Here is a 22,472-nt window from a genome sequence, read left to right as displayed (position 1 = left end):
ATCATTGGTAGCGCCTGGTCACGCCGTCGGTTGATTTTTGTAACGTCTCGCATAATATAAAAACCGTCAAGGAATTAAATTCGAAATGGTACAAAAAAAGACGATGGCTCCGAAAGCCGCCGACTCCGCCGAGCCCAGGCGTCGTGGCCGTCCGCGGGCCTATGAGCCGGAGCGGGCGATCGGCCAGGCGCTGGCGCTGTTCCGCAAGGATGGCTTTGCGGCGACGTCGCTGGACGATCTCAGCGCGGCCACCGGCATGAACCGGCCGAGCCTCTACGGCGCCTTCGGCGACAAGCGCGCGCTCTACATCAAGAGCTACCAGCGCTACCGCGACGACTACACCGCAGCGGTGCAGGAGATCTTCAAGGACGATTGCCCGGTCCGCGACCGGCTGCGGCGCATCTACGACGCCGCGCTCGATATCTATATGCTGGGCGGCGACGCGCCGCGCGGATGCTTCACGGTGATGACGGTCGCGTCGGACGCCATTGCGGACCCGGAAATCCGCAGCATGATCCAGGAAGCGCTCGAGGCGTTGGACCGCGCCTTCCTCCGGTGTTTCAAAGCGGCCGTGGAAACAGGCGAATTGCCGGCCACGGCGGACGTCGCGACGCTGTCGCAAATGGCCTCAGCGACATTGTATGCGCTGGCGATCCGTTCGCGCGCCGGCGTGCCGCGCGGGGAACTCCAGGCCTTCGCCGCGGGCGCCGTGGACTTGCTGTGCCGGCCGGCCCCGAAATAGGCTGACGAAGATTATTCACGCGGCTCTGTCGGCGTCGCCCTGCCGTGTTCGTCTTGCAGCAAAGGGACCGCCCGCATGCTCTATGCCATTCTCTGCTATCACGACGAAGCCGTCGTCGGCGCCTGGTCGAAGGACGAGGATGACGCGGTGATGGCCAAACTTTCCGTCGTGCACGGCAGGCTCGCCGCCCAGGGGCGGCTCGGTCCGGTGGCGCGGCTGCTGCCGACTACGGCGGCGACCACCTTGCGCAAGGAAGATCCGCCTGTCGTGCTCGACGGCCCGTTCGCCGAGACCAAGGAACAGCTGCTCGGCTTCTATGTGGTGGAAGCGCGGGACCTCGATGGCGCGCTGCAGATCGCAAAAGACCTCGGCGAGGCCAATCCCGGCGGCGCCTATGAAATCCGTCCGATCGGCGTGTTCCACGGGAACGCGGTGCCATGAGCGATCTGGCCTGGATCGAGGCGTCGCTGATTTCGGCGCGGCCCCAGGCGATCGGCGCGCTGCTGCGCTATTTCCGCAATCTCGATACCGCAGAGGAGGCCTTCCAGAACGCCTGCCTGCGCGCGCTGAAGGCGTGGCCGCAGAACGGCCCGCCGCGCGATGCCGCGGCATGGCTGATCATGGTCGGCCGCAATGTTGCGATCGACGATATCAGAAAGACCGGCCGGCACGCGCCGCTGCCGGAGGACGCCGCCGAAATTTCCGATCTGGACGATGCCGAAACCGAGCTCGCCGACCGGCTCGATGGCGCGCATTATCGCGACGACATCCTGCGGCTGCTGTTCATCTGCTGCCACCCGCAACTGCCGGCAACGCAGCAGATCGCGCTGGCGCTGCGTATCGTCTCCGGCCTCAGCGTCAAACAGATCGCGCGCGCCTTTCTGGTCTCGGACGCCGCGATGGAGCAGCGCATCACCCGCGCGAAGGCGGCGATCGCGAAAGCCGAGGTGCCGTTCGAGACGCCCGGCGCGCCGGAGCGCAGCGAGCGCCTCGCCGCGGTGGCTGCGATGCTCTATCTTGTTTTCAACGAGGGCTATTCTGCTGCCGCCGACAGCGTCGATGCCCGCGTGCCATTGTGCGAAGAGGCGATCCGGCTGGCGCGGCTGCTGCTGAAACTGTTTCCGTCCGAGCCCGAGATCATGGGCCTCACCGCGTTGATGCTGCTGCAGCACGCGCGAAGCGCCGCGCGCTTCGATGCCGATGCGACCCTGGTCTTGCTCGACGACCAGGACCGCCGCCTGTGGAACGGCACGTTGATCGCCGAAGGCCTGGCACTGATCGACAAGGCGATACGGCACCAAAGAACCGGGTCGTATCAGATCCAGGCTGCCATTGCCGCGCTGCATGCCCGCGCCGCCACACCGGCGGAAACCGACTGGCTGCAGATCGATCTGCTCTATGCTTCGCTGGAGATCTTGCAGCCGTCGCCGGTGGTGACGTTGAATCGCTCGGTGGCGGTCTCCAAGTGTCGCGGTCCGCAGGCCGCGCTGGAGATGATCGCGCCGCTGGCTTCAAGGCTTTCGAACTACTTTCATTTCTTCGGCGTGCAGGCGCCTACCTGATGCAGCTCGGCCGCCATGACGAGGCCCGCATCAGTTTCAACCGCGCCATCGCGCTGGCGCACACGTCTGCCGAAGCGGCGCATATCCGGATGCATCTCGATCGATTGATGGAGGAGTGTAGTTCAATCCCCGAAGGGCGTGCTCCCTCCCCCCTTGCGGGGGAGGGCCGGGGAGGGGGGTAACCCCCGGCGACGGCGATATGCTGGATTACAACGGCAACCCAGGGAGAGTATCGATGCAGGTCAATCCCTAAATTCATTACAGCGGCAACTGCGAAGAAGCCTTGAACTTCTACGTCAAGGCGATCGGCGCGAAGATCGATGTCATCATGCACGTCAAGGGTTCGCCCGCGGAGGAACACCTGCCGCCGGAGATGGCCGACAAGGTGTTGCATTCGCAGTTCACCATCGACGGCGAAGTGGTGATGGCGTCCGACGCGCCGCCGGCGCATTTTGAAAAGCCGCAGGGGTTTTCGGTAGCACTTCAGATCCAGGATCCGGCCGAGGGAGAAAGGATATTCAAGGCGCTGGCCGACGGCGGCGCGATCAAGATGCCCTATGGCGCCACCTTCTGGTCGAAAGGCTTCGGCATGTGCATCGACAAGTTCGGCATTCCCTGGATGGTGAACGGCGCGTTCGAGCCGTAGTGACGCCGATGTGATGTTGGTTCATCGTGCCCGGCCTTGTGCCGGGCATCGACGTGGCTAAAACGTCGAAGCCGTGGATGGCAGGGACAAGCCCGGCCATGGTGTGGAGAGGCAAGCGTGTCCGCCACCTTTTGAAAACGTTGATTGCAGCGCTGAACCGAAGAAAATCTGCATGACCTCCTTTACCCGCAACGCGATCGTGCTCGGCCTGTTGTCCGCCGTCGGACCGTTTGCGATCGACATGTATCTGCCCGCGCTGCCGGCGATCACGGCGGACCTGAAAACCACGACCGCGGCGACCCAGCTGACGCTGACGGTGTTCTTCATCGCCTTCGGCCTGTGCCAGATCGTCTATGGCCCGCTGTCCGACGTCTATGGCCGCAAGGCGCCGCTCTATGCCGGGCTTGTGCTGTTCACGCTGGGCTCGATCGGTTGCGCGCTGGCGCCCGGCATCGGCGCGCTGATTGCATTCCGCTTCATTCAGGGCCTTGGCGCTGCCGCGATGGCGGTGATCCCGCGGGCCATCATTCTCGATCTGCACACCGGCGCCGAGGCGACCCGGCTGATGGCGCTGGTGATGCTGGTATTCTCGGTCTGCCCGATTCTGGCGCCGTTGTTCGGCAGCGCGCTGATCGTGCCGTTCGGCTGGCGCGCGGTGTTCGCAGCAGTAACGCTCGTTGCGGTGATCGGCGTCGCGCTCGTGGCCACGCTGTTGCCGGAAACCCGCCCGGCCGAGGAGCGCATCAGCGGCAATGTCCGCGACGTGCTCGGCGCCTTCGCGGAGCTGCTGCGTGACCGGCATTTCCTCGGCCTCACCTTCATCGGCGGACTCGGCATGTCGAGCTTCTTCGCCTTCCTGGCGACGTCGTCCTTCGTCTATATCGGCCATTACGGCCTGACACCGACGCAATACAGCTTGGCCTTCTCGGTCAATGCGATCGGCTTCATCGGCGCCTCGCAATTCGCAAGCCGCCTCGGCAGCCAGTTTGGGATCGGCCGCATGGTGCTGACGGCGGTGTCGCTCTATGCCGGCTTCGCGCTGCTGCTGCTCGTCCTGACGCTGCTGGGCTACGACAGTCTGCGTGTGCTGATGCCGCTGCTGTTCACCTCGTTCGCGTTTCTCGGCCTGGTGATTCCGTCGACGATGGTGCTGGCGCTGGAGCGGCACGGACCGATCGCCGGCATTGCGGCGGCGCTCGGCGGCACGCTGCAGATGGTCACCGGCGGCGCCATGATCGCCGTCGCCGGATTGTTCTTCAACGGCACCACGCTGCCGATGGTCGCCACCATCGCCGTCGCCGCCGTCGGTGCGCTGCTGGTGAGCCTGGCCACGCTGCGTCACGCGGAGCCGGTCGCGGCGGCGGCGGAGTAGGGCGTCAGCCGTTGCTGCCCTCGCGCCGCAGGGTCGGCAGGCCGATGCCGGTTGCCTCGAAGCCGCCATCCACCGCCAGCATCTGGCCGCTGATGTACGTCGCGCGGTCGCTGCACAGGAAGAACACCGCGTCGGCGAGTTCGGTCTCGAGGCCGTAGCGGTTCAGCGGAATGGTGTCGTGATAGTCGGCGCGGATCGCCGGCGTGTGCACCGCCTTGGCCATCGCGGTGTCGACCGGTCCCGGCGCGACCGCGTTGACGCGGATGCCGAGCGTTGCCAGTTCGACCGCGAATTGTTTGGTCAGATGCGCGAGGCCGGCCTTGCTGGTGCCGTAGGCGGTGCGCAGCGTCGAGGCGCGCAGCGCCGAGATCGAGGTGATGTTGACGATCGCGCCGCCGCCATGCTCGCGCATCAGGGGTGCCGCGGCCTGCGTGCACAGGAACGGCCCGGTCAGATTGACCGCCAGCACGCGATCCCAGTCAGCCTGGGTGGTTTCCAAGAGCGGCTTGAAGATCGCAATGCCGGCATTGTTGACCAGCGCATCGAGCCGCCCGAAGCGGTCCTGTACCGCGGCAAAGGCCTTCGCCACCGCATCGGCATCGGAGACGTCGGCATGGATGGCCAGCGTATTGTCGGGATCGTTCAGCGCCTGGACGCTCTGCTGCAGCAACTCGCCCTCGATGTCGAGTAGCGCGACGCGATATCCCTCGCCGAGAAAGCGTTTGGCGACCGCAAGTCCGATGCCGCGCGCGGCGCCCGTCACGAGTGCGACCTTGTGCGGTGATGTGGTCATGTCCTGCCCTGTCGTTCTTGATTTTATGCAGGGTGTTTAGAGCCGGACTGAAAAAGAAGCTGAGTGATTTCAGCCAGTTGTGATTCCTTCGGATTTGCGAAGATTCGAGGAGAGCACGATGGGCTGGACTGAAATCACTCGTCGACATTATAGACGCGAGGGCTTGCGGTATGAAAGCGATACGACGGATGCAGAGTGGTTTGTGATGGAGCCGCTTCTGCCGCCCGCTTCAGCGCTCGGGCGTCCACGTGCAACAGACATGCGAACGGTGATAGATGCGATCCTCTACATTGCGTCCACCGGTTGCCAATGGCGGCAGTTGCCCAAGGACTTCCCACCCTACTCGACGGTGCAGGGCTATTTCTACGCGTGGTCGCGTGGTGGAATTTTTGCCTCGCTGAACTACACGCTTGTCATGGCGGCACGCGAGGCTGCTGGCAGAGAGGCGAGCCCGACGGCCGGAGTGATTGACAGCCAGTCGGTGAAAACCACGGAAAGCGGCGGCCCACGGGGCTTTGACGCAGGCAAGAAGATCAAGGGCCGCAAGCGCCACATCGTCACCGACACCCAAGGCAATCTGGTCGGGCTCGTCGTGCACGAAGCCAGCATTCAAGATCGCGATGGCGCCCCGTGTGTCCTTGCTTCGATCCGCTCGCGCTATCCTTGGCTGCGCCATATCTTTGCCGATGGTGGCTATGCCGGAGATAAATTGCGCAAGGCGTTGAAGCGCATCGGCGAATGGACGGTAGAAATCATCAAACGTTCCGACACCGCGCAGGGCTTCGAAGTTCTTCCCCGCAGATGGGTCGTCGAACGTACTTTCTCGTGGCTCGGTCGCTGTCGCAGACTGGCAAAGGATTTCGAAGCGACAATCGCAAGCGCCGTTGCCTGGGCGCTCGTAGCTCACATTCGCATCCTTACAAGACGACTCGTAAGAGCTTGACATCAAACATAATCATTATGAGTCGGACTCTTAGAGAACCTTGAAGGCCGGGACAAGCGGCAGGGCGAGCGGGATCTACCTCGCGTAGAGGACGATGCCCGCGATCACCAGCATCGCCGCGCAAGCCAGAATTCGCGCGAACGCCCCCGAAGCCGCCTTGAGACGGGCGTCTTTCATGCGTGTCTCCCCGGACATGGCAAGCCGCCGGGCATGGCTCGTCGCTGCGCGAAGAGCACCCAAGGCCGCCAGTTGATTTGACGCAGAACCACCCGAAACGAGACGCCGCAACAAGGTCCCCAAGCGCGACGGTCGATGGCTTCAGACTCGTTCAGCAATGCGGCGGCAATTTGTTGCTGCAGATGTCGGCGGGTTCCACGTCGGGCATTGCGCAGCAACCGATCGCTGCCGGCGGATCGTCAAAGTCGCATCACCTGTGCGATAAATATCGAGCTCGTGTCGGAGTTGCAGGCGCTCGTTCGTCTATGTCGGAACGCTCCATGCTGCGACGGAGCGGACCACCGATTTCCTGGTGATAGCGAAACAGGCAGAGGAAAAAACGTCCCATGCGTTTCATGATGCTGATGATCCCGCTCGGCTACGAGTCCGCACCGCCGGACGTGCAACTCGACCCCGCCGCCGCCGCGGCGATGATGAAATACAACGAGGCGCTGCAGCAGGCCGGCGTGCTGATCACGCTGGAAGGCCTGCATCCGCCCTCGATGGGCGCCCGCGTCAGCTTCGCCGGCGGCAGACCGGTCGTGAACGACGGGCCGTTCGCGGAGGTCAAGGAGGTGCTCGGTGGCTTCTGGATGATCGACGTCGCCTCCCGCGACGAGGCGATCGCCTGGGCCAGCCGCTGTCCGGCCGGCGCGAACGAGATCATCGAGATCCGTCAGGTGCAGGAGATGGCCGATTTTTCGCCGGACGAACCGCCGGCGGCCTGTGCGCTCGCCGTCAATGGTTTGGTCACCATAGGCCGCACGACCTGGATACCGAACGTCGGCTGGTAGTGGTAGTGGACTATAACGAATCCGCCGGGTTCTGAAATGGTTCGACCGCATGGCATTCGATCAATCGTCGATCTTTATCGCCATCGGCCTTTCCACCGCCGCGCTCGCGCTGACGCTGTTCATGAGCTGGCTGGTCGAACGATACAATACCTACCTGCTCACCTGGTCGATCGGTCTTGCGGTTATCGTGCCCGGCGTATTTATGTTCTTGGTATTCGGCGTTCCCTATGATGCCGGCCTGCAATCATGGTCCTTCATTCTGCTGATCTGCGGTTTCGGCCTTGTCTATGCCGGCACCATGCAGTTCTGTTCCGAGCAGACGCACTGGGCGGATGCGGCCTTCGCGAGTGCAATTGGACTGCTGCCGACCGTGGTGGCGTTCGCGTGGGGGTATTCCGGGACGGGGACGATTGCGGCGAATTGGGGCATCGGCCTCCTGCTACTCGTGCTGAACGGACAGAAATACTGGTCGGCCCGCGGTGAGACGCCGTTGTTGATGACCGCCAATGCGGCGCTGTACTTCATCACGGCCGTGTCGTTCCTGGCCTGCGGATATGAGCTGGTCCGCAACGGCCAGTACATTCTCGAAGCGCTGCCTGCCAACTGGGCGGAGACGGTCAATTCCTTCGTCATCATCGTCGGCCTCACGGGCATCGGTGCGCTGACGCTCGCCATTCACCAGATGGGGATCGCCAACCGGCACAGGTCGGCGGCGATGCGCGACCCGCTGACCGGGTTGCGCAATCGTCGCGGGCTGTTCGACGACTATCCCGACCACGCGGCAAGCGACGCGACCATCGTCGTGATGGATCTCGACCACATCAAGGCGATCAACGACCGGTTCGGACATGCCGCCGGCGACCTGGTGCTGCGGGAGTTTGCCGACATCATTCTGTCGAACATTCGTCTCAGCGAGATCGCCGGCCGGATCGGCGGCGAAGAATTCTGTATCCTGCTGTCCAATGCCACTCCGGCGGCGGCAACGGCCATGGCGGAGCGCATCAGGTCTCGCCTGGAAGCCAGGACTTTCATGACGTCGGCGGGCGCCATTCTGGCGACGGTCAGTGCCGGCATTGCCGTGCGGTCGCGTGAACTGGAGAGCCTTCAGGCGCTGCTCGACCGCGCCGACGTGGCGCTCTATCAGGCCAAGGAGGCCGGCCGCAACCGTGTCCATATCTCCGGCTTTCATCAGGCCGCCTGACGGCGATGGCCGGGACCAACGTCGGGCGCCAACGTCCGGAGCTGCGACGCCGATTTCGGGTGACCTTGCAGGGGGGCTCATGTAAAAGCCCTTCACATGAGCTGGCGCAAGGACGACCGCCGCGCCGAGCGCGGCTATCACCACGGAAATCTGAAGGAAGCGCTGCTGCAGGCAGCGCTCGGGCTGATCGCGGAGAAGGGGCCGGCGGGTTTCACCTTCGCCGACGCGGCGCGCTCGGCCGGCGTCAGTGCAGCCGCGCCCTACCGGCATTTTCGCGACCGCGACGACCTTCTTGCCTCCATCGCGCAGCGCGGCTTCGAGCAGTTCGAGGTGATGCTGGCCGCGGCCTGGGACGACGGCCGTCCTGACACGGTCACCGCCTTCATGCGGGTCGGCAAGGCGTATCTTGCCTTCGCGCGCAACGAGCCGGCCTTTTATTCGGCGATGTTCGAATCCGGCATCCCTGTCGATGCCAATCCGCTGCTGACCGCGGCGGGCGAGCGCGCCTTCGGCGTGATCCGTGCCGCAGCCGAGCGCCTGGCAGCGCTGACGCCGCCCGGCGTGACGCGGCCGCCGGCCATGATGATGGCGTTGCACATCTGGTCGATGTCCCACGGCGTCGCATCCCTGTTCGGCCGCGGCGATGCCGCCCGCCGCAAATTGCCGATGCCGCCGGAAGAACTGCTCGAGGCCGGCGTGCTGATCTATCTGCGGGGGCTGGGCTTTACGACCGACCGCCGGCCGCCGCCGGAAGCCGAGGCCGCCACGCGCGCCGCCGAGGCCGAGCGTCCTGCCGGTCCGTGGGGCAAGATCCCGAAATAATTTTCGCGGGCCGCTTGCGGATATCTTGACAAAATCCGGCTTCGGTTTACGTATGTAAATGTTATTTACATTCACCGACGGCAGGTGCCGTCATGGAGAGCGAAATGGCCGAAGCTGGTTACAATCGATGGAGTGGTCCGACCGACATGCCACGCTATCCGCAGGCGCCAATGCTGCGTCCGGCGTGGTCGCCCGGCTGGATCATCCTGACGGTGCTGGGTTTCATGTTCTGGTGGCCGATTGGCCTCGCGGTTCTTTTCTACACCATAGGGAGCAGGAAGATGGGTTGCTGGGATAATGGCGATCGGTTCGCCAACAAGATGGAGCGGATGCAGAACAAGATGGAGCGGATGCGCGGCCGCATGGAGCAGCGTGGCTTCGGCTTCGGCGGCTTCAGCCAGCCGACCTCGGGCAACCGCGCCTTCGACGAATACCGCATGGAGACGCTGCGGCGCCTCGAGGAGGAGCAGCACGAGTTCAAGGACTTCCTCGACCGGCTGCGACACGCCAAGGACAAGGCCGAGTTCGACCAGTTCATGGCGCAGCACCGCCCCCGCCCGACGCCGCCGTTGGACAACCAGGCGCAGGGCTGATCGACCGAACACCCTCTTGGGCGCCGGCCTCGCAGCCGGCGCCGGCATCGCCGCCCATCTGGCAACAGGTGGGCGGTTTTGTTTACGTGGTGGAACTTGTGCCGCAGTGCCACCTAACAAACGAATTGAGCTTCATTTCTCCGCGAGTTCGGGTCTTGGTAACCTCGCATTAACCACGCCGGGCGTCTGGTAAAGCCTGCAAAACCGCGTGCAGGCCCTCGTTTTGACATGTTGGCAGGGAATTCAAGGCTTGGCTTCGGACGGGCCATTCCTGCGAAACAACGGGCTGAACGCTGGCTTTGACGCCGCTCGCGGCGCGTGGCTGCGATCGGCAGCCGACGCCGGACATCGAACCTTCGAGGGGATACTGATCTCGTGCTGCAGAAAGTCTTTTCGCTCACCGCGCTGGCGTTGTTGCTGACGGTATCCGCAGCATCGGCACAGGCGGTCGACGTGCAGGCCGCCCCGGCGCTGGCGGCGTCCGACGTGTCGCTGGTCAATCTGTTCTGGCAGGCGCACTGGATCGTCAAGGCGGTCATGATGGGCTTGCTGGGCTGTTCGGTCTGGGTCTGGGCGATCGCCATCGACAAGATGTTCCTGTTCGCCCGCACCAAGAAGGCGATGGACCGCTTCGAACAGGCGTTCTGGTCCGGCGAGTCGATCGAGGACCTCTACCGCGCGCTCTCGACCAAGCCGACGCAATCCATGGCCGCCTGTTTCGTCGCTGCGATGCGCGAGTGGAAGCGCTCGTTCGAAAGTCAGGCACGCTCCTTCACCGGGCTGCAGATGCGGATCGACAAGGTCATGAACGTCTCGATCTCGCGCGAGATCGAGCGGCTGGAACGGCGCTTGCTGGTACTGGCCACGGTCGGCTCCGCCGGCCCGTTCGTCGGCCTGTTCGGCACCGTCTGGGGCATCATGTCGAGCTTCCAGTCGATCGCTGCGTCCAAGAACACCTCGCTGGCCGTGGTGGCTCCGGGCATCGCGGAAGCGCTGTTCGCCACCGCAATCGGCCTTATAGCCGCCATTCCGGCGACTATTTTCTACAATAAGTTTACCTCGGAAGTGAACCGCCAGGCGCAGCGCCTGGAAGGTTTTGCCGACGAGTTTTCCGCCATTCTGTCGCGCCAGATCGACGAGCGCGTTTGAGGCGATTCGTGTTGAACCTTGAACTGGGCATCCCGTCATGGGCATGAATATGGGTGCAGGCGGCGGGGGCGGACGGCGCGGGCGCCGGCGCGCCCATGTCATGGCCGAAATCAACGTCACCCCGATGGTCGACGTCATGCTGGTGTTGATGATCATCTTCATGGTGTCGGCGCCGATGCTGACTGTCGGCGTGCCGCTCGACCTGCCGCAGACCCAGGCCAAGAGCCTGGAGCAGGACAAGACGCCGCTGCAATTGTCGGTCGATATCTCGGGCAAGATCTTCATCAACGACACGGAAGTCCAGATGAACGACCTGGTGCCGAAACTGAAGGCGATCACCGATGCCCGCGGCGGCACGGACGAGCGCATCTACATGCGCGCGGACAAGAAGGCCGACTATGGCACCGTGGCCCGCGTGATGGGGCAGCTCTCCGGCGCAGGCTTCAAGCGGCTGGCCCTGGTGACCGAGGTGGAGCAGGGGACCTGACGGTGAAGGTCGACAAGACACTCGCGGCGTCCGCCGCCCTGCACGTTCTCGTGCTGGGCTGGGGACTCGTGTCTTTTTCGTCCAAGGCCTACGTCTCGATTCCCGAGGAGTCGCTGCCGGTCGATATCATTTCCGCGGATCAACTGGCGAAGGTTACGGCCGGAATCAAGACCGGCAAGAAGGAAGTCAAGACGCCGCTGGTCGAGAAGGTCGCCGAGGCCAAGCCGATCGAGGACAACGTCGGCAAGATCTCCGAAAAGCCCCCGGTGGTGACCGAGAGTACGCCGCCGCCACAGCCCAAGACGGAAGACAAGACCGCCGCCGATGCCGCCGCGAAAGCGGCGGCTGCGGCCAAGGCGGAAGCCAAGGCAGCCGCGGACTCCAAGGCAAAGGCCGAAGCCGCCACGGAAGCCAAGATCGAGGCGGAGGCCCTGCAGCAGGCCAAGGCGGCCGCCGAAGCCAAGGCCGAGGCGGACGCCAAGGCCAAGGCTGATGCGCAGGCCAAGGCGAAGGCGAAAGCCGAAGCGAAGGCCAAGGCGGATACGGACGCGAAAGCCAAGGCGGAAGCCAAGGCCAAGTCCGACGCCGATTCAAAGGCCAAGGCCGAAGCACAGGCCATGCTCGAGGCCAAGAAGCCGGATCGCAGCTTCGACCAGTCGAAGATCGCGGCGCTGCTCGACAAGCGCGACCCGACCCGTGCTGCGGCGACTGGTGCCACGTTGAATTCAAACGCCGCTCTGGGCCTCGCCCATGGCAAGTCTGCGGATAATTCGGCGACCTGGGGATCGATGTTCAAGGAGCAGGTCAACCGTTGCTGGAAGAAGCCCTATGGCGGGCTCGACGCGCGACTGGCGCAGGCCGAGTTCAGCATCAAGCTGAAGCAGGACGGCACGCTGGAATCGATGCCGGTGATGCGCGGATCGCCCAACACGCCGTTCGAGCGGGTGTTCCAGGAGAGTGGCGCGCGCGCCATCATCGCCTGCCAGCCCTACAAGCTGCCAGCCGCATTCTATGAAGAATGGAAATTTTTCTACCCCGTTTTTGACAGTAAAGACCTGTAGCGGCGCGGTAAGTTGAAAGCAGAAAATATGTCCGACGATCATTTTACAAATCCGCTACTTCGCCCCAGCCGACGGCAGATCCTGTCGGGAATGGCCTCCACCGGATTGCTTCTCAGCGGCGCGCACGGCGCCTTTGGCCAGGCCCGCGTTACCGTGACGGGCGGCGAGGTGGCGCCGTTGCCGATCGCAATTCCGGCGTTCGTTGCCGGCACGGCGGGCGATAACGAAGTCGCCAATGGCGTGGCCCAGGTCATCACCAACAATCTCAAGCGCAGCGGCCTGTTCGCGCCGGTCGATCCGGCGGCCTTCATCGACAAGGTCAGCAATATCGACACGCCGCCGAACTTCCAGAACTGGAAGACCATCAACGCCCAGGCGCTGGTGACCGGTCGCGTCACCCGCCAGCCCGACGGCCGGCTGAAGGCCGAGTTCCGGCTGTGGGACGTCGGCACCGGACAGCAGTTGACCGGCCAGCAGTACTTCACCTCGCCGGAATACTGGCGCCGCATCGCGCACATTATTTCCGACCAGATCTATGAGCGCCTTACAGGCGAAAAGGGCTATTTCGACAGCCGCGTGGTGTTCGTCGACGAGACCGGCGCCAAGGAGCGCCGCGTCAAGCGGCTGGCCTTGATGGACCAGGACGGCGCCAATGTGCGCTATCTCACGCGCGGCGCCGATCTGGTGCTGACGCCGCGCTTCTCGCCATCGACGCAGGAAATCACCTACATGGAATTCGGCCAGGGCGACCCGCGGGTCTACCTGTTCAACATCGAGACCGGACAGCGCGAGATCGTCGGCAATTTCCCCGGCATGTCGTTCTCGCCGCGCTTTTCGCCGGACGGCCAGCGTGTCATCATGAGCCTGCAGCAGGGCGGCAATTCCAACCTGTTCGTAATGGATCTGCGCTCGAAGTCCACCACGCGCCTGACCGACACGCCGGCAATCGATACCTCGCCGTCCTATTCGCCGGACGGTGCGCGGATCTGTTTCGAGAGCGACCGCGGCGGCAAATCCCAGATCTACGTGATGGGAGCCACGGGCGGCGCCGCGCAGCGCATTTCCTTCGGGGACGGCACCTATTCGACGCCGGTGTGGTCGCCGCGCGGCGACTACATCGCCTTCACCAAGCAGGGTGGCGGCCAGTTCTCAATCGGCATCATGAAGCCGGACGGCTCCGGTGAACGGCTGCTCACCTCCGGCTACCATAATGAGGGGCCGACCTTCGCGCCGAACGGCCGCGTCATCATGTTCTTCCGCGAGCAGGGCGCGGGGCCGTCGCTCTATACGGTGGACGTGTCCGGTCGCAACGAGCTCAAGGTGCCGACACCGGGCTTCGCCTCCGATCCCGCCTGGTCGCCGCTGCTGTCGTAGTGGCCAAGATTCGCGAAGCCGTGGCGGCGCGCGCGCCTTGAGGCTAGGCAGACTTTGCCTAGCCTGCTGAAATCATAGCCATTTCCGGCTTTCTGGGGAACTTGCAACGTCTTGGTAAGGATCTTCCCTTAGAAAGGTAATACCTCCGGAATTTATCGTTACGCGTTGAAATCAAATGGACGGCGCGTGCTGATGCAAGTGGTCAAGCCTGAAACAGCTCAAGACGACAAGATGCTGCCTCCCAGCATCTATGCAGCCTTGGTCAACTCGCTGTTCCAGAATTCAGCGCCGATTTTTGCCGGCACGCTGTGCGCTGCTGCCGCCGCCATCATGACAGTATGGAAAACCGGCAACCACTGGCTATGGATGTGCGCCGGCCTGATCATCGTGATCGGCGTGGCGCGCGCGTTTCAGATGCACCACTACGAGCGCGAACGGCGCAGTGATGGTCCGCTGACGCCGGAACGTGCCGCCTGGTGGGAGCCGCGCTACAAGATCGGCGCTGACCTCTATGCGGCCTCGCTAGGCCTGTGGTGTTTTGTCGTGCTGCTCGGCAGCGACGACCCGGTAGCGCACATGCTGTGCACTGCCGTCACGATCGGTTACATCGGCGGCAGCGTCGGTCGCAACTACGGCCGTCCGCTGATCATCCAGGCGCATATCATTAATGCGACCGCGCCGATGTCGCTGGCTTTGGCGCTGCGCGGCGATCCTTATTATGTCGGTCTGGCCGGCCTGCTGATCCTGTTCTTTATCGGCCTGCGGCTGATCAATCTCAATCTGCATCTGATGTTCGTCAAGGCGCTGACCGAAACCGAACGGGCTGCGGCGCTGGCCAGGCAATTCGACACCGCGCTCAACAACATGCCGAACGGGTTGTGCATGGTCGGTGCCGATGGCCGTCTGGCCGTCATCAATGACCGCTTCAATCAGATGATGAACGGCATAGGCGAGCCCGTGCAGCCGGGCGCAAAGGTCCGTGAAATGATCGCGGCCTTCGTCGATGCCGGCACGGTTTCCGCCGCAAGCGGCATGACGATCGTGGCCGAGATCGAAAACTCGAAGGCGGCCGAGATCGTCACCATCGACCATGCCTTCACGCAGGAACGCGCGCTATCCTGGAAGTTTCAACCCATGACCGGCGGCGGCACCGTCGTGCTCGTCGAGGATATTACCGAGCGGCGCAACTCCGAAGCCCGCATCAGCCACATGGCGCGGTTCGACGAACTGACCGGCCTGCCCAACCGGATCAGCTTCCGCGACGAGATCGGTCGCCTGCTGAAGGGGGCCGATGCCGCTTCGCTGTCGGCGTTGCTGTTCGTGGATCTCGACCAGTTCAAGCAGGTCAACGATACGCTCGGTCATCCCTGCGGCGACCAGCTGTTGTGCATGGTGGCCGACCGGATCCGCGAGATGCTGCGGCACGAGGACTTCGTGGCACGGTTCGGCGGCGACGAATTTGTGGTCTTCCAGCGCGGCATCACGACCAGCCATGACGCCGCGGATCTGGCGCAGCGCATCGTCGAACGTCTCAGCGAGCGCTACGAGGTCGACAATCATCAGGTGGAAATCGGCGCCAGCGTCGGCATCGCCATGACCCAGCCCGAGGTGAGCGCCGACAGCCTGTTGAAGAATGCCGACATGGCGCTGTATCGTGCCAAGGCGTCCGGCCGCGGCACGTTCTGTTTCTTCCGAGAAGAGATGGCGCAAACGGTGGAAGCGCGCCGCGTGCTCGAACTCGACCTGCGCAAAGCGCTCGCCAACGAGGAATTCGAGCTTTACTATCAGCCGCTGGTCCATCTCAAATCCGGCCGGATATCGACCTGCGAAGCCTTGCTACGCTGGAATCATCCGGTTCGCGGAACGGTGTCTCCGGTCGACATCATTCCGATCGCGGAAGACATGGGGCTGATCGTCGACCTCGGCCGATGGATCCTGCGCAAGGCCTGCATGGAGTGCATGAAGTGGCCGGATGCGGTCAGCGTCGCGGTGAACTTCTCGTCGCAGCAGTTTCACCAGCGCGACGTCCTGGGCGAGGTGCGCTACGCGCTCGAAGTATCCGGTCTGCCGGCGAACCGGCTGGAGATCGAGATCACGGAATCGTCGCTGCTGAAGAACACCCAATGGACACATGACGCGCTGTCGCAATTGCACGCCGCTGGATGCCGGATTTCGCTCGACGATTTCGGAACCGGCTATTCGAGCCTGAGCTATCTACATAATTTTCCGTTGCAGAAAGTGAAGATCGACCGCTCCTTCCTCGAAGGTATCGATACCGATCGGCCGCTGACGCTGTTGCGCGGCGTGGCGCGGCTGAGTGCTGATCTCGGCATGTCGGTGGTGGTCGAAGGGATCGAGACCAACGAGCAGCTCGAGCTGATAAGTGCCGACGGCACGGTGACCGAAGCGCAGGGCTATCTGTTCAGCCGCCCGGTGCCGGCCTCGCGCGTCCGCCAGTTGCTGAATGCCTCGCATGGCCGGCAGCAGGACGACGAACGACAGAAAATTCTGCCGTTGCACTCGATCGCATAAGGGCGGAGCAGCAATCTGTTTCCAAATATTTTCACGTCGTCAGGCGCGATGTCATTGGATCCTTAACCCTGTTCGATACAGTTCTTTGACTTATGTTGGGAAGTTATTAACCTTCATAGGTGTTGGGATACGCGTTAGAAAGGCGTAAAATGGCTGCGGTCGAGGCGGTTGGTAAGTTCATCGGACATGGCAGCGACCTACTAGACAGAGTGGATTATCGCCTCGCGGAGACCGAAGCCGAAAAGGAAGCGATCTATCGGTTGCGCTACCGTGCCTATCTTCATGAGGGCGCCATCGAACCGCGGGACGACCGCCGACTGGCGGATCGCTTCGATGGAGCGCCGAATTCCTGGACCTTCGGCGTGTTCGTCGATGGCCAGCTGGCCAGCTCGTTGCGGATCAGCGTCGCGACCCCGGACTATCCGGACTCGCCGGCCGTCGAGGCCTTTGCGGACATTCTGAAGCCGGAACTGGCGCTCGGCAAGACCATCGTCGATCCGAACCGCTTCGTGGCCGAGCCGACGCTGAAGCTGCCGCATCTGCCCTACATGACGCTGCGGCTGGCTTACGTTGCTTGTTCGTACTTCAATGCCGACCTTGGTACCGCCACCGCGCGCGCCGAGCACCAGGCGTTCTATCGCCGGGTCTTTTTGCACGAGCCGCTGTGCCCGCCGCGTCCCTATCCGACGCTGACCAAGCCGCTGGGTCTGATGGCGGTCAACTTTCCGGCGCTGCGCGAGAAGGTGTTTGCGCGCTATCCGTACTTCCGCTCCAGCTTCTTCGAGCGGCGGATGCTGTTCGAACGCAACGGCCTGCATGCCTCGCCGGCGCTCGGCGGCCCCGAGTTCCCGGTCGATCCGGCTGCGGCGTGTTCCGTTCGGACCGGCTGAGGTCGCCCGCCTGCGGTCAGCCGCCCTGCGGGCACCCGGGGCGCCGCGCCGGCTGGGCATCGTTCACCATCGCGCCACATTTACACCCCATTAACCATCAGGTGGCTTTTCGGGGACGTGTGGCTTTTGATGGGTTTTGGCAACACTCCATCAAGGTTGACGGAACGTTCGCTTAACCAACGCCCTGTAGACCAAACACAGTTGGACAAAGCGCGAGCGTGGAGGCTCCGAAATGAAACCTCAGATGCGAATCCTCCAGGGATTAAAACTGGCTGCGGTACTTGCCGTGGCGCTTTCGATGGGCGCTTGCGCCAACAAGAATCCGCTGGGCGGCGATGGCGCCGGCGGCATGGCCAATGCAGCGTCGCCGGGCAGCCAGCAGGACTTCGTGGTCAATGTCGGCGACCGCGTGTTCTTCGAGAGCGATCAGACCGAGCTGTCGCCGCAGGCGATCGCCACGCTGGAGAAGCAGGCGCAGTGGCTGCAGCAGTATAACCGCTACGCCTTCACGATCGAGGGCCATGCGGATGAACGCGGCACCCGCGAGTACAACATCGCGCTCGGCGCCCGCCGTGCCCAGTCGGTCCGGACCTTCCTGGCCTCGCGCGGCATCGATGCCAGCCGGATGCGGACCATCTCCTACGGCAAGGAACGCCCGGTCGCGGTCTGCAACGACATCTCGTGCTGGTCGCAGAACCGCCGCGCCGTTACCGTGCTGAACGCCGGCGCCTGAGCCAGAGCCTCGATAACAGCGAACGGCGTCTGCCATGCGGCAGGCGCCGTTTTTGTTTGATGCGGCGGCTTTGCCGCTGTCGGAAGACACATTTTCGGCGTAGTGAAATTCTCATCGTGATGCGCGCCGATGGGGCGTGAAACCAATCATTCTCAGGCACACATGTCATCCAGATCTCATTGGTTCGCCGGCGCTGCGTTCTTCTCCCTTGTACTCGTGACCGCTTCGCCTGTGTCCGCGCAGTTGTTCGGTCAACCGGCGCCGCGTCAGCCGGACTACAGCCAGCAGTCGGGCGACGACGATGCCGATCAGGGGATGCAGATCGAGCGGCTGCAGAGCCAGCTGCGGAAACTCACCGGGCAGAACGAAGAGCTCCAGTTCCGCAACCGCCAGCTCGAGGAGCAGTTGCGCCAGTTGCAGGCCGGCGCGCCGCCGGCGGGCGCGCGTCCCAACGTCGCCGCAGCCCCCGTGCAGGCCGCGCCTGTGCAGGCCGCGCCGGCGCGCCAGCAGCCGCTGCAGCCGCAGGTCTATGATCCGCAGCCGCCGGTCGCTGCCGCCGCGCCGGTCGTGCAAGACCCCGCGCCGCCGCAGCGCGGCGGACGGCGCAACGATGCCTTCGATCCCAATGCCAATCCGAATGCGCCGGGCGTGCCGCGCGCGTTGGGCGGCGGCGGGCAGCCGATACCGTCCACCGCGCCGGCGGCGATGCCCAACGCCCGCGGGGCAGGGGAGCCTCTGCCGCTCGACAATGCCGCGCCGGCCGCAGCCGGCGCGGGCCTCACGACGCTGCCGCCCGGCAGCACGCCCAAGGACGAATTCGATCTCGGCATCGGCTACATGCAGCGTCGTGATTACGCGCTGGCCGAAGAGACCATGCGCAACTTCGCGCAGAAATATCCGACCGACCCGCAGCTCGCGGATTCGCAATATTGGCTCGGCGAAAGCTTCTTCCAGCGCCAGAAGTATCGCGACGCCGCCGAGGCTTTTTTGGGGGTCACCACCAAGTTCGATACGTCGGCCAAGGCGCCGGACGCGCTGCTGCGGCTCGGGCAGTCGCTGGCGGCGCTGAAGGAAAAAGAGGCGGCCTGCGCCGCCTTCGGCGAAGTGCTGCGGAAATATCCGCGCGCCTCAGGCAGCGTGAAGACCGCGGTAGACCGCGAGCAGAAGCGCGTTAAGTGCTAGGGTTTGATTCTTGCATTTGAGCTGCCGCGACGCACTGGCGGTGCGCTCCCTCTCCCCTCTAGCGAAGCTTCGCTTCGCGCGGGGGGAGAGGGCTGGGGTGAGGGGGCACCGGCCTATCGGTGGCGCTTAGCCCCCTCACCCGGATTGCTATGCAATCCGACCTCCCCCCAACGGGGAGAGGTGACACAACATGGCCTTCCGATGCGAGACGACGACTCATCGCCCATCCCGGCCCGCGAAGCGAAGCAGCTATTCGCCGACTGGCAATCCGCTCCGGCACTGATCCTGGCCGTGTCCGGCGGACCGGATTCGGTCGCGCTGCTGTGGCTGGCTGCGCGCTGGCGACGCGCGTTGAAACGCGGGCCGGCGCTGCTGGCGGTCACGCTCGACCATGGTCTGCGGCCTGAAGCGGCGCGTGAGGCCCGCGACGTCAGGAGACTGGCGGCGTCGCTCGATATCCCGCATCGCACCTTGCGCTGGACCGGCGCCAAGCCGTCGGCCGGACTGCCCGCCGCGGCCCGCGAGGCCCGCTACCGATTGCTGGCCAGGGCCGCCAAACGGCACAAGGCAACGCATATCCTGACCGCGCACACCCGCGACGACCAGGCCGAAACCCTGCTGATGCGGATGGCGCGCGGCAGCGGACTGGCCGGACTTGCGGCGATGGCGCGGCAAACGCGGCTCGACGGCGTGGTGCTGGCGCGCCCGTTTCTGGGCGTGCCCAAGGCCCGGCTGATCGCGACGCTGGCGAAGGCGAAGGTCGGATTTGCCGAGGACCCGACCAACCAGGATCCGCACTTCACCCGGCCGCGCTGGCGCGCGCTGATGCCGAAGCTCGCCGCCGAGGGTTTTGATTCGCGCAATCTGGCGCGGCTGGCGACGCGGCTGGCCCGCGCCAATGTCGCGCTGGAAGGGCTGGTCGACGGCGCCGAACAATTCCTGGCGCTGAGAAGCGGTGCCGCCCGGCCCGGCATCGACGCCTGCGGCTTCGCTGGTCTGACCGAGGAAGTCCGTCTTCGCCTGCTGCTGCGGATGATCGGCCGGGTCGGACATGAGGGCCCGGCCGGCCTCGGGCAGGCCGAGGCGCTGCTGGCCGCGATCGATCGGGCCATGCTGGCGGCAAACAAAGGTATCCGGTTGAAGCAAACGCTGGCTGGTGCGTTGATTACGCTCTCCCACGACCGGCTGCGAATCGATCCCGCGCCGCGGCGCCGGCGCCGGGATTGATCCAAAGCAACGGCCCGGCCGGCCAATGGCTTAACCACGGCGGCGTGACCGCCATGATTTAAACCGGATGCCGGGCTACATGCGTTAAATAGTCCAGTCTGGTTCCCTTGGCAGCGCGCTCTGTCGCACCTAGATTGTATCCAACCGACCCAGGGTAATTCCCTTGAGGCGACCCAAGGGAATACGGCCGCGATCCGCGCGGCGACGAAGGAAGATCGATGAACGCGAACCTGCGCAATTTCGCCCTCTGGGTCATTATCGTTTTGTTGTTGCTGGCGCTGTTCACGCTGTTCCAAAATCCGGGACAACGCGCCGCCTCGCAGGACATCTCGTTCTCGCAACTGTTGAGCGAGGTCGATCAGAACAAGGTCCGCGACGTCGTGATCCAGGGGCCGGAGATTCACGGCACCTTCACCAACGGTTCCAGCTTCCAGACCTACGCGCCTTCCGACCCGACGCTGGTGAAGCGCCTGTATGACGGCAAGGTCTCGATCACCGCCAAGCCGCCCGGCGACAACGTGCCGTGGTTCGTCTCGCTGCTGGTCTCCTGGCTGCCGTTCATCGCGCTGATCGGCGTGTGGATCTTCCTGTCCCGTCAGATGCAGGGCGGCGCCGGCAAGGCGATGGGTTTTGGAAAGTCGCGCGCCAAGATGCTGACGGAGGCCCATGGCCGCGTCACATTTGAAGACGTCGCCGGTGTCGATGAAGCCAAGCAAGACCTGCAGGAGATCGTCGAATTCCTGCGCGACCCCGGCAAGTATCAGCGCCTCGGCGGTCGCATTCCGCGCGGCGTGCTGTTGGTCGGCCCTCCCGGTACCGGCAAGACGCTGATCGCGCGTGCGGTCGCCGGCGAAGCCAACGTGCCGTTCTTCACCATCTCGGGTTCCGACTTCGTTGAAATGTTCGTCGGCGTCGGCGCCTCCCGCGTCCGCGACATGTTCGAGCAGGCCAAGAAGAACGCGCCTTGCATCATCTTCATCGACGAAATCGACGCGGTCGGTCGTCATCGTGGCGCCGGTCTCGGCGGCGGCAATGACGAGCGCGAGCAGACCCTCAACCAGTTGCTGGTCGAGATGGACGGCTTCGAGGCCAATGAAGGCGTGATCCTGATCGCCGCGACCAACCGTCCGGACGTGCTGGATCCCGCTCTGCTGCGTCCCGGCCGCTTCGACCGCCAGGTCGTGGTGCCGAATCCGGATGTCGTCGGCCGCGAGCAGATCCTCAAGGTTCACGTCCGCAAGGTGCCGCTGGCGCCGGATATCAACCTCAAGACCATCGCACGCGGCACCCCGGGCTTCTCCGGCGCCGACCTGATGAACCTGGTCAACGAAGCCGCTCTGACCGCCGCGCGCCGCAACAAGCGCATGGTGACGCAGAGCGAGTTCGAAGAGGCCAAGGACAAGGTGATGATGGGCGCCGAGCGCAAGTCGCTGGTCATGACCGAGGAAGAGAAGATGCTGACGGCCTATCACGAGGGCGGTCACGCCATCGTCGGCCTCAACGTCATCGCCACCGACCCGATCCACAAGGCGACCATCATCCCGCGCGGCCGTGCGCTGGGCATGGTGATGCAGCTGCCGGAACGCGACAAGCTGTCGATGTCGCTGGAGCAGATGACCTCGCGCCTCGCCATCATGATGGGCGGCCGCGTCGCCGAAGAGCTAATCTTCGGCCGCAACAAGGTCACCTCGGGTGCGTCCTCCGATATCGAGCAGGCCACGCGCCTGGCCCGCATGATGGTGACGCGCTGGGGCCTGTCGGAAGAACTCGGCACCGTGTCGTATGGCGAGAACCAGGATGAAGTGTTCCTGGGGATGTCGGTGTCGCGCACCCAGAACGCGTCGGAAGCCACCGTGCAGAAGATCGACAGCGAAATCCGCCGTCTGGTCGAGGAGGGCTACAACGAGGCCACCAAGATCCTGACCGAGAAGCGCGCCGACCTCGAAGCCCTCGCCAAGGGCCTGCTCGAGTTCGAGACGCTGTCGGGCGACGAGATCACCGATCTCTTGAACGGCAAGAAGCCGAACCGCGAATCCGTGCTCGAGCCGACTGGCCCGCGCACCTCCGCGGTGCCGCCCGCCGGCAAGCCGCGTCCGCGCCCCGACGCCGGCCTGGAGCCGCAGCCGCAGGCGTAAGTTCGACGCATCGACGAT

At 64.1% G+C, this 22,472-nt stretch carries 20 protein-coding genes and 1 pseudogene; 20 read left to right on the top strand and 1 reads right to left on the bottom strand.

Annotated elements, in window-relative coordinates; translation table 11 throughout:
* The first annotated feature begins 85 nt into the window (after nucleotides 1-85).
* The 5 genes and pseudogenes from FNL56_RS22765 (at nucleotide 86) to FNL56_RS22745 (ending at nucleotide 4,322) form a co-directional block, all read left to right on the top strand.
* The gene (locus FNL56_RS22765; protein ID WP_143582395.1) at nucleotides 86-742 is read left to right on the top strand and encodes a TetR/AcrR family transcriptional regulator; all 657 of its coding nucleotides are present in this window, start codon (nucleotides 86-88) and stop codon (nucleotides 740-742) included.
* A 75-nt stretch (nucleotides 743-817) separates the two neighbouring features.
* A complete protein-coding gene (locus FNL56_RS22760) occupies nucleotides 818-1,183 on the top strand; it encodes a YciI family protein (RefSeq protein WP_143575124.1) in 366 nt (121 codons plus the stop codon).
* Nucleotides 1,180-2,486 (top strand): annotated as a pseudogene (locus tag FNL56_RS22755) (RNA polymerase sigma factor). Before FNL56_RS22760 ends, FNL56_RS22755 begins: the two are co-directional and overlap by 4 nt.
* 71 nt (nucleotides 2,487-2,557) lie before the next feature.
* Complete coding sequence (locus tag FNL56_RS22750; RefSeq protein WP_246661671.1) at nucleotides 2,558-2,950, top strand: VOC family protein; 393 nt, start codon at nucleotides 2,558-2,560, stop codon at nucleotides 2,948-2,950.
* A 172-nt stretch (nucleotides 2,951-3,122) separates the two neighbouring features.
* Complete coding sequence (locus FNL56_RS22745) at nucleotides 3,123-4,322, top strand: multidrug effflux MFS transporter (protein WP_143582394.1); 1,200 nt, start codon at nucleotides 3,123-3,125, stop codon at nucleotides 4,320-4,322.
* A 4-nt stretch (nucleotides 4,323-4,326) separates the two neighbouring features.
* On the opposite strand, the gene FNL56_RS22740 is transcribed toward FNL56_RS22745, so the two are convergent.
* Entirely contained in the window at nucleotides 4,327-5,115 is a 789-nt protein-coding gene (locus FNL56_RS22740) for an SDR family NAD(P)-dependent oxidoreductase (protein ID WP_143575121.1), read from the bottom strand.
* A 118-nt stretch (nucleotides 5,116-5,233) separates the two neighbouring features.
* Here FNL56_RS22740 and FNL56_RS22735 point away from each other — a divergent pair, with 118 nt between their 5' ends.
* The 15 genes from FNL56_RS22735 (at nucleotide 5,234) to ftsH (ending at nucleotide 22,454) form a co-directional block, all read left to right on the top strand.
* Nucleotides 5,234-6,058 carry an IS5 family transposase gene (locus FNL56_RS22735; protein WP_143578024.1) on the top strand — a complete coding sequence of 275 codons (825 nt, stop codon included), beginning with the start codon at nucleotides 5,234-5,236 and terminating at the stop codon, nucleotides 6,056-6,058.
* A 563-nt stretch (nucleotides 6,059-6,621) separates the two neighbouring features.
* Complete coding sequence (locus FNL56_RS22730) at nucleotides 6,622-7,068, top strand: YciI family protein (protein ID WP_143575120.1); 447 nt, start codon at nucleotides 6,622-6,624, stop codon at nucleotides 7,066-7,068.
* A gap of 49 nt (nucleotides 7,069-7,117) precedes the next feature.
* Nucleotides 7,118-8,269 carry a GGDEF domain-containing protein gene (locus FNL56_RS22725; RefSeq protein WP_143575119.1) on the top strand — a complete coding sequence of 384 codons (1,152 nt, stop codon included), beginning with the start codon at nucleotides 7,118-7,120 and terminating at the stop codon, nucleotides 8,267-8,269.
* Between the two features lie 96 nt (nucleotides 8,270-8,365).
* The gene (locus FNL56_RS22720) at nucleotides 8,366-9,091 is read left to right on the top strand and encodes a TetR/AcrR family transcriptional regulator (RefSeq protein ID WP_143582393.1); all 726 of its coding nucleotides are present in this window, start codon (nucleotides 8,366-8,368) and stop codon (nucleotides 9,089-9,091) included.
* Nucleotides 9,092-9,195: 104 nt separating this feature from the next.
* Nucleotides 9,196-9,684, top strand: a complete 489-nt coding sequence (locus FNL56_RS22715; RefSeq protein WP_143582392.1) for a DUF2852 domain-containing protein — start codon at nucleotides 9,196-9,198, stop codon at nucleotides 9,682-9,684.
* A gap of 453 nt (nucleotides 9,685-10,137) precedes the next feature.
* Nucleotides 10,138-10,833 carry a protein TolQ gene (tolQ, locus tag FNL56_RS22710; protein ID WP_143576326.1) on the top strand — a complete coding sequence of 232 codons (696 nt, stop codon included), beginning with the start codon at nucleotides 10,138-10,140 and terminating at the stop codon, nucleotides 10,831-10,833.
* A 37-nt stretch (nucleotides 10,834-10,870) separates the two neighbouring features.
* Complete coding sequence (gene tolR / locus FNL56_RS22705) at nucleotides 10,871-11,320, top strand: protein TolR (protein ID WP_143575116.1); 450 nt, start codon at nucleotides 10,871-10,873, stop codon at nucleotides 11,318-11,320.
* A gap of 2 nt (nucleotides 11,321-11,322) precedes the next feature.
* Nucleotides 11,323-12,381, top strand: coding sequence for a cell envelope integrity protein TolA (tolA, locus tag FNL56_RS22700; RefSeq protein ID WP_143578305.1), 1,059 nt, complete (start codon nucleotides 11,323-11,325; stop codon nucleotides 12,379-12,381).
* A gap of 27 nt (nucleotides 12,382-12,408) precedes the next feature.
* Nucleotides 12,409-13,755, top strand: coding sequence for a Tol-Pal system beta propeller repeat protein TolB (tolB, locus tag FNL56_RS22695; RefSeq protein ID WP_143575114.1), 1,347 nt, complete (start codon nucleotides 12,409-12,411; stop codon nucleotides 13,753-13,755).
* A 192-nt stretch (nucleotides 13,756-13,947) separates the two neighbouring features.
* Complete coding sequence (locus tag FNL56_RS22690; protein ID WP_143576325.1) at nucleotides 13,948-16,287, top strand: putative bifunctional diguanylate cyclase/phosphodiesterase; 2,340 nt, start codon at nucleotides 13,948-13,950, stop codon at nucleotides 16,285-16,287.
* 149 nt (nucleotides 16,288-16,436) lie between these two features.
* Nucleotides 16,437-17,177 carry an N-acyl amino acid synthase FeeM domain-containing protein gene (locus tag FNL56_RS22685; protein ID WP_143575113.1) on the top strand — a complete coding sequence of 247 codons (741 nt, stop codon included), beginning with the start codon at nucleotides 16,437-16,439 and terminating at the stop codon, nucleotides 17,175-17,177.
* A gap of 232 nt (nucleotides 17,178-17,409) precedes the next feature.
* A complete protein-coding gene (pal, locus tag FNL56_RS22680) occupies nucleotides 17,410-17,910 on the top strand; it encodes a peptidoglycan-associated lipoprotein Pal (RefSeq protein ID WP_143575112.1) in 501 nt (166 codons plus the stop codon).
* Nucleotides 17,911-18,072: 162 nt separating this feature from the next.
* Entirely contained in the window at nucleotides 18,073-19,092 is a 1,020-nt protein-coding gene (gene ybgF, locus FNL56_RS22675; RefSeq protein ID WP_143582391.1) for a tol-pal system protein YbgF, read from the top strand.
* A 201-nt stretch (nucleotides 19,093-19,293) separates the two neighbouring features.
* Nucleotides 19,294-20,319 (top strand): tRNA lysidine(34) synthetase TilS, encoded by a 1,026-nt coding sequence (gene tilS, locus FNL56_RS22670; protein WP_143575111.1) that lies wholly within the window; start codon nucleotides 19,294-19,296, stop codon nucleotides 20,317-20,319.
* 218 nt (nucleotides 20,320-20,537) lie between these two features.
* Nucleotides 20,538-22,454: an ATP-dependent zinc metalloprotease FtsH gene (ftsH, locus tag FNL56_RS22665; protein ID WP_143575110.1), complete on the top strand. Its 1,917-nt coding sequence runs from the start codon at nucleotides 20,538-20,540 to the stop codon at nucleotides 22,452-22,454.
* Nucleotides 22,455-22,472 lie beyond the last annotated feature (18 nt).

It is taken from the genome of Tardiphaga sp. vice304, from assembly GCF_007018905.1.
Taxonomy (GTDB): domain Bacteria; phylum Pseudomonadota; class Alphaproteobacteria; order Rhizobiales; family Xanthobacteraceae; genus Tardiphaga.
Note: the sequence above shows the minus strand (reverse complement) of the source record. Positions and strands in the feature narration are given on the sequence as shown.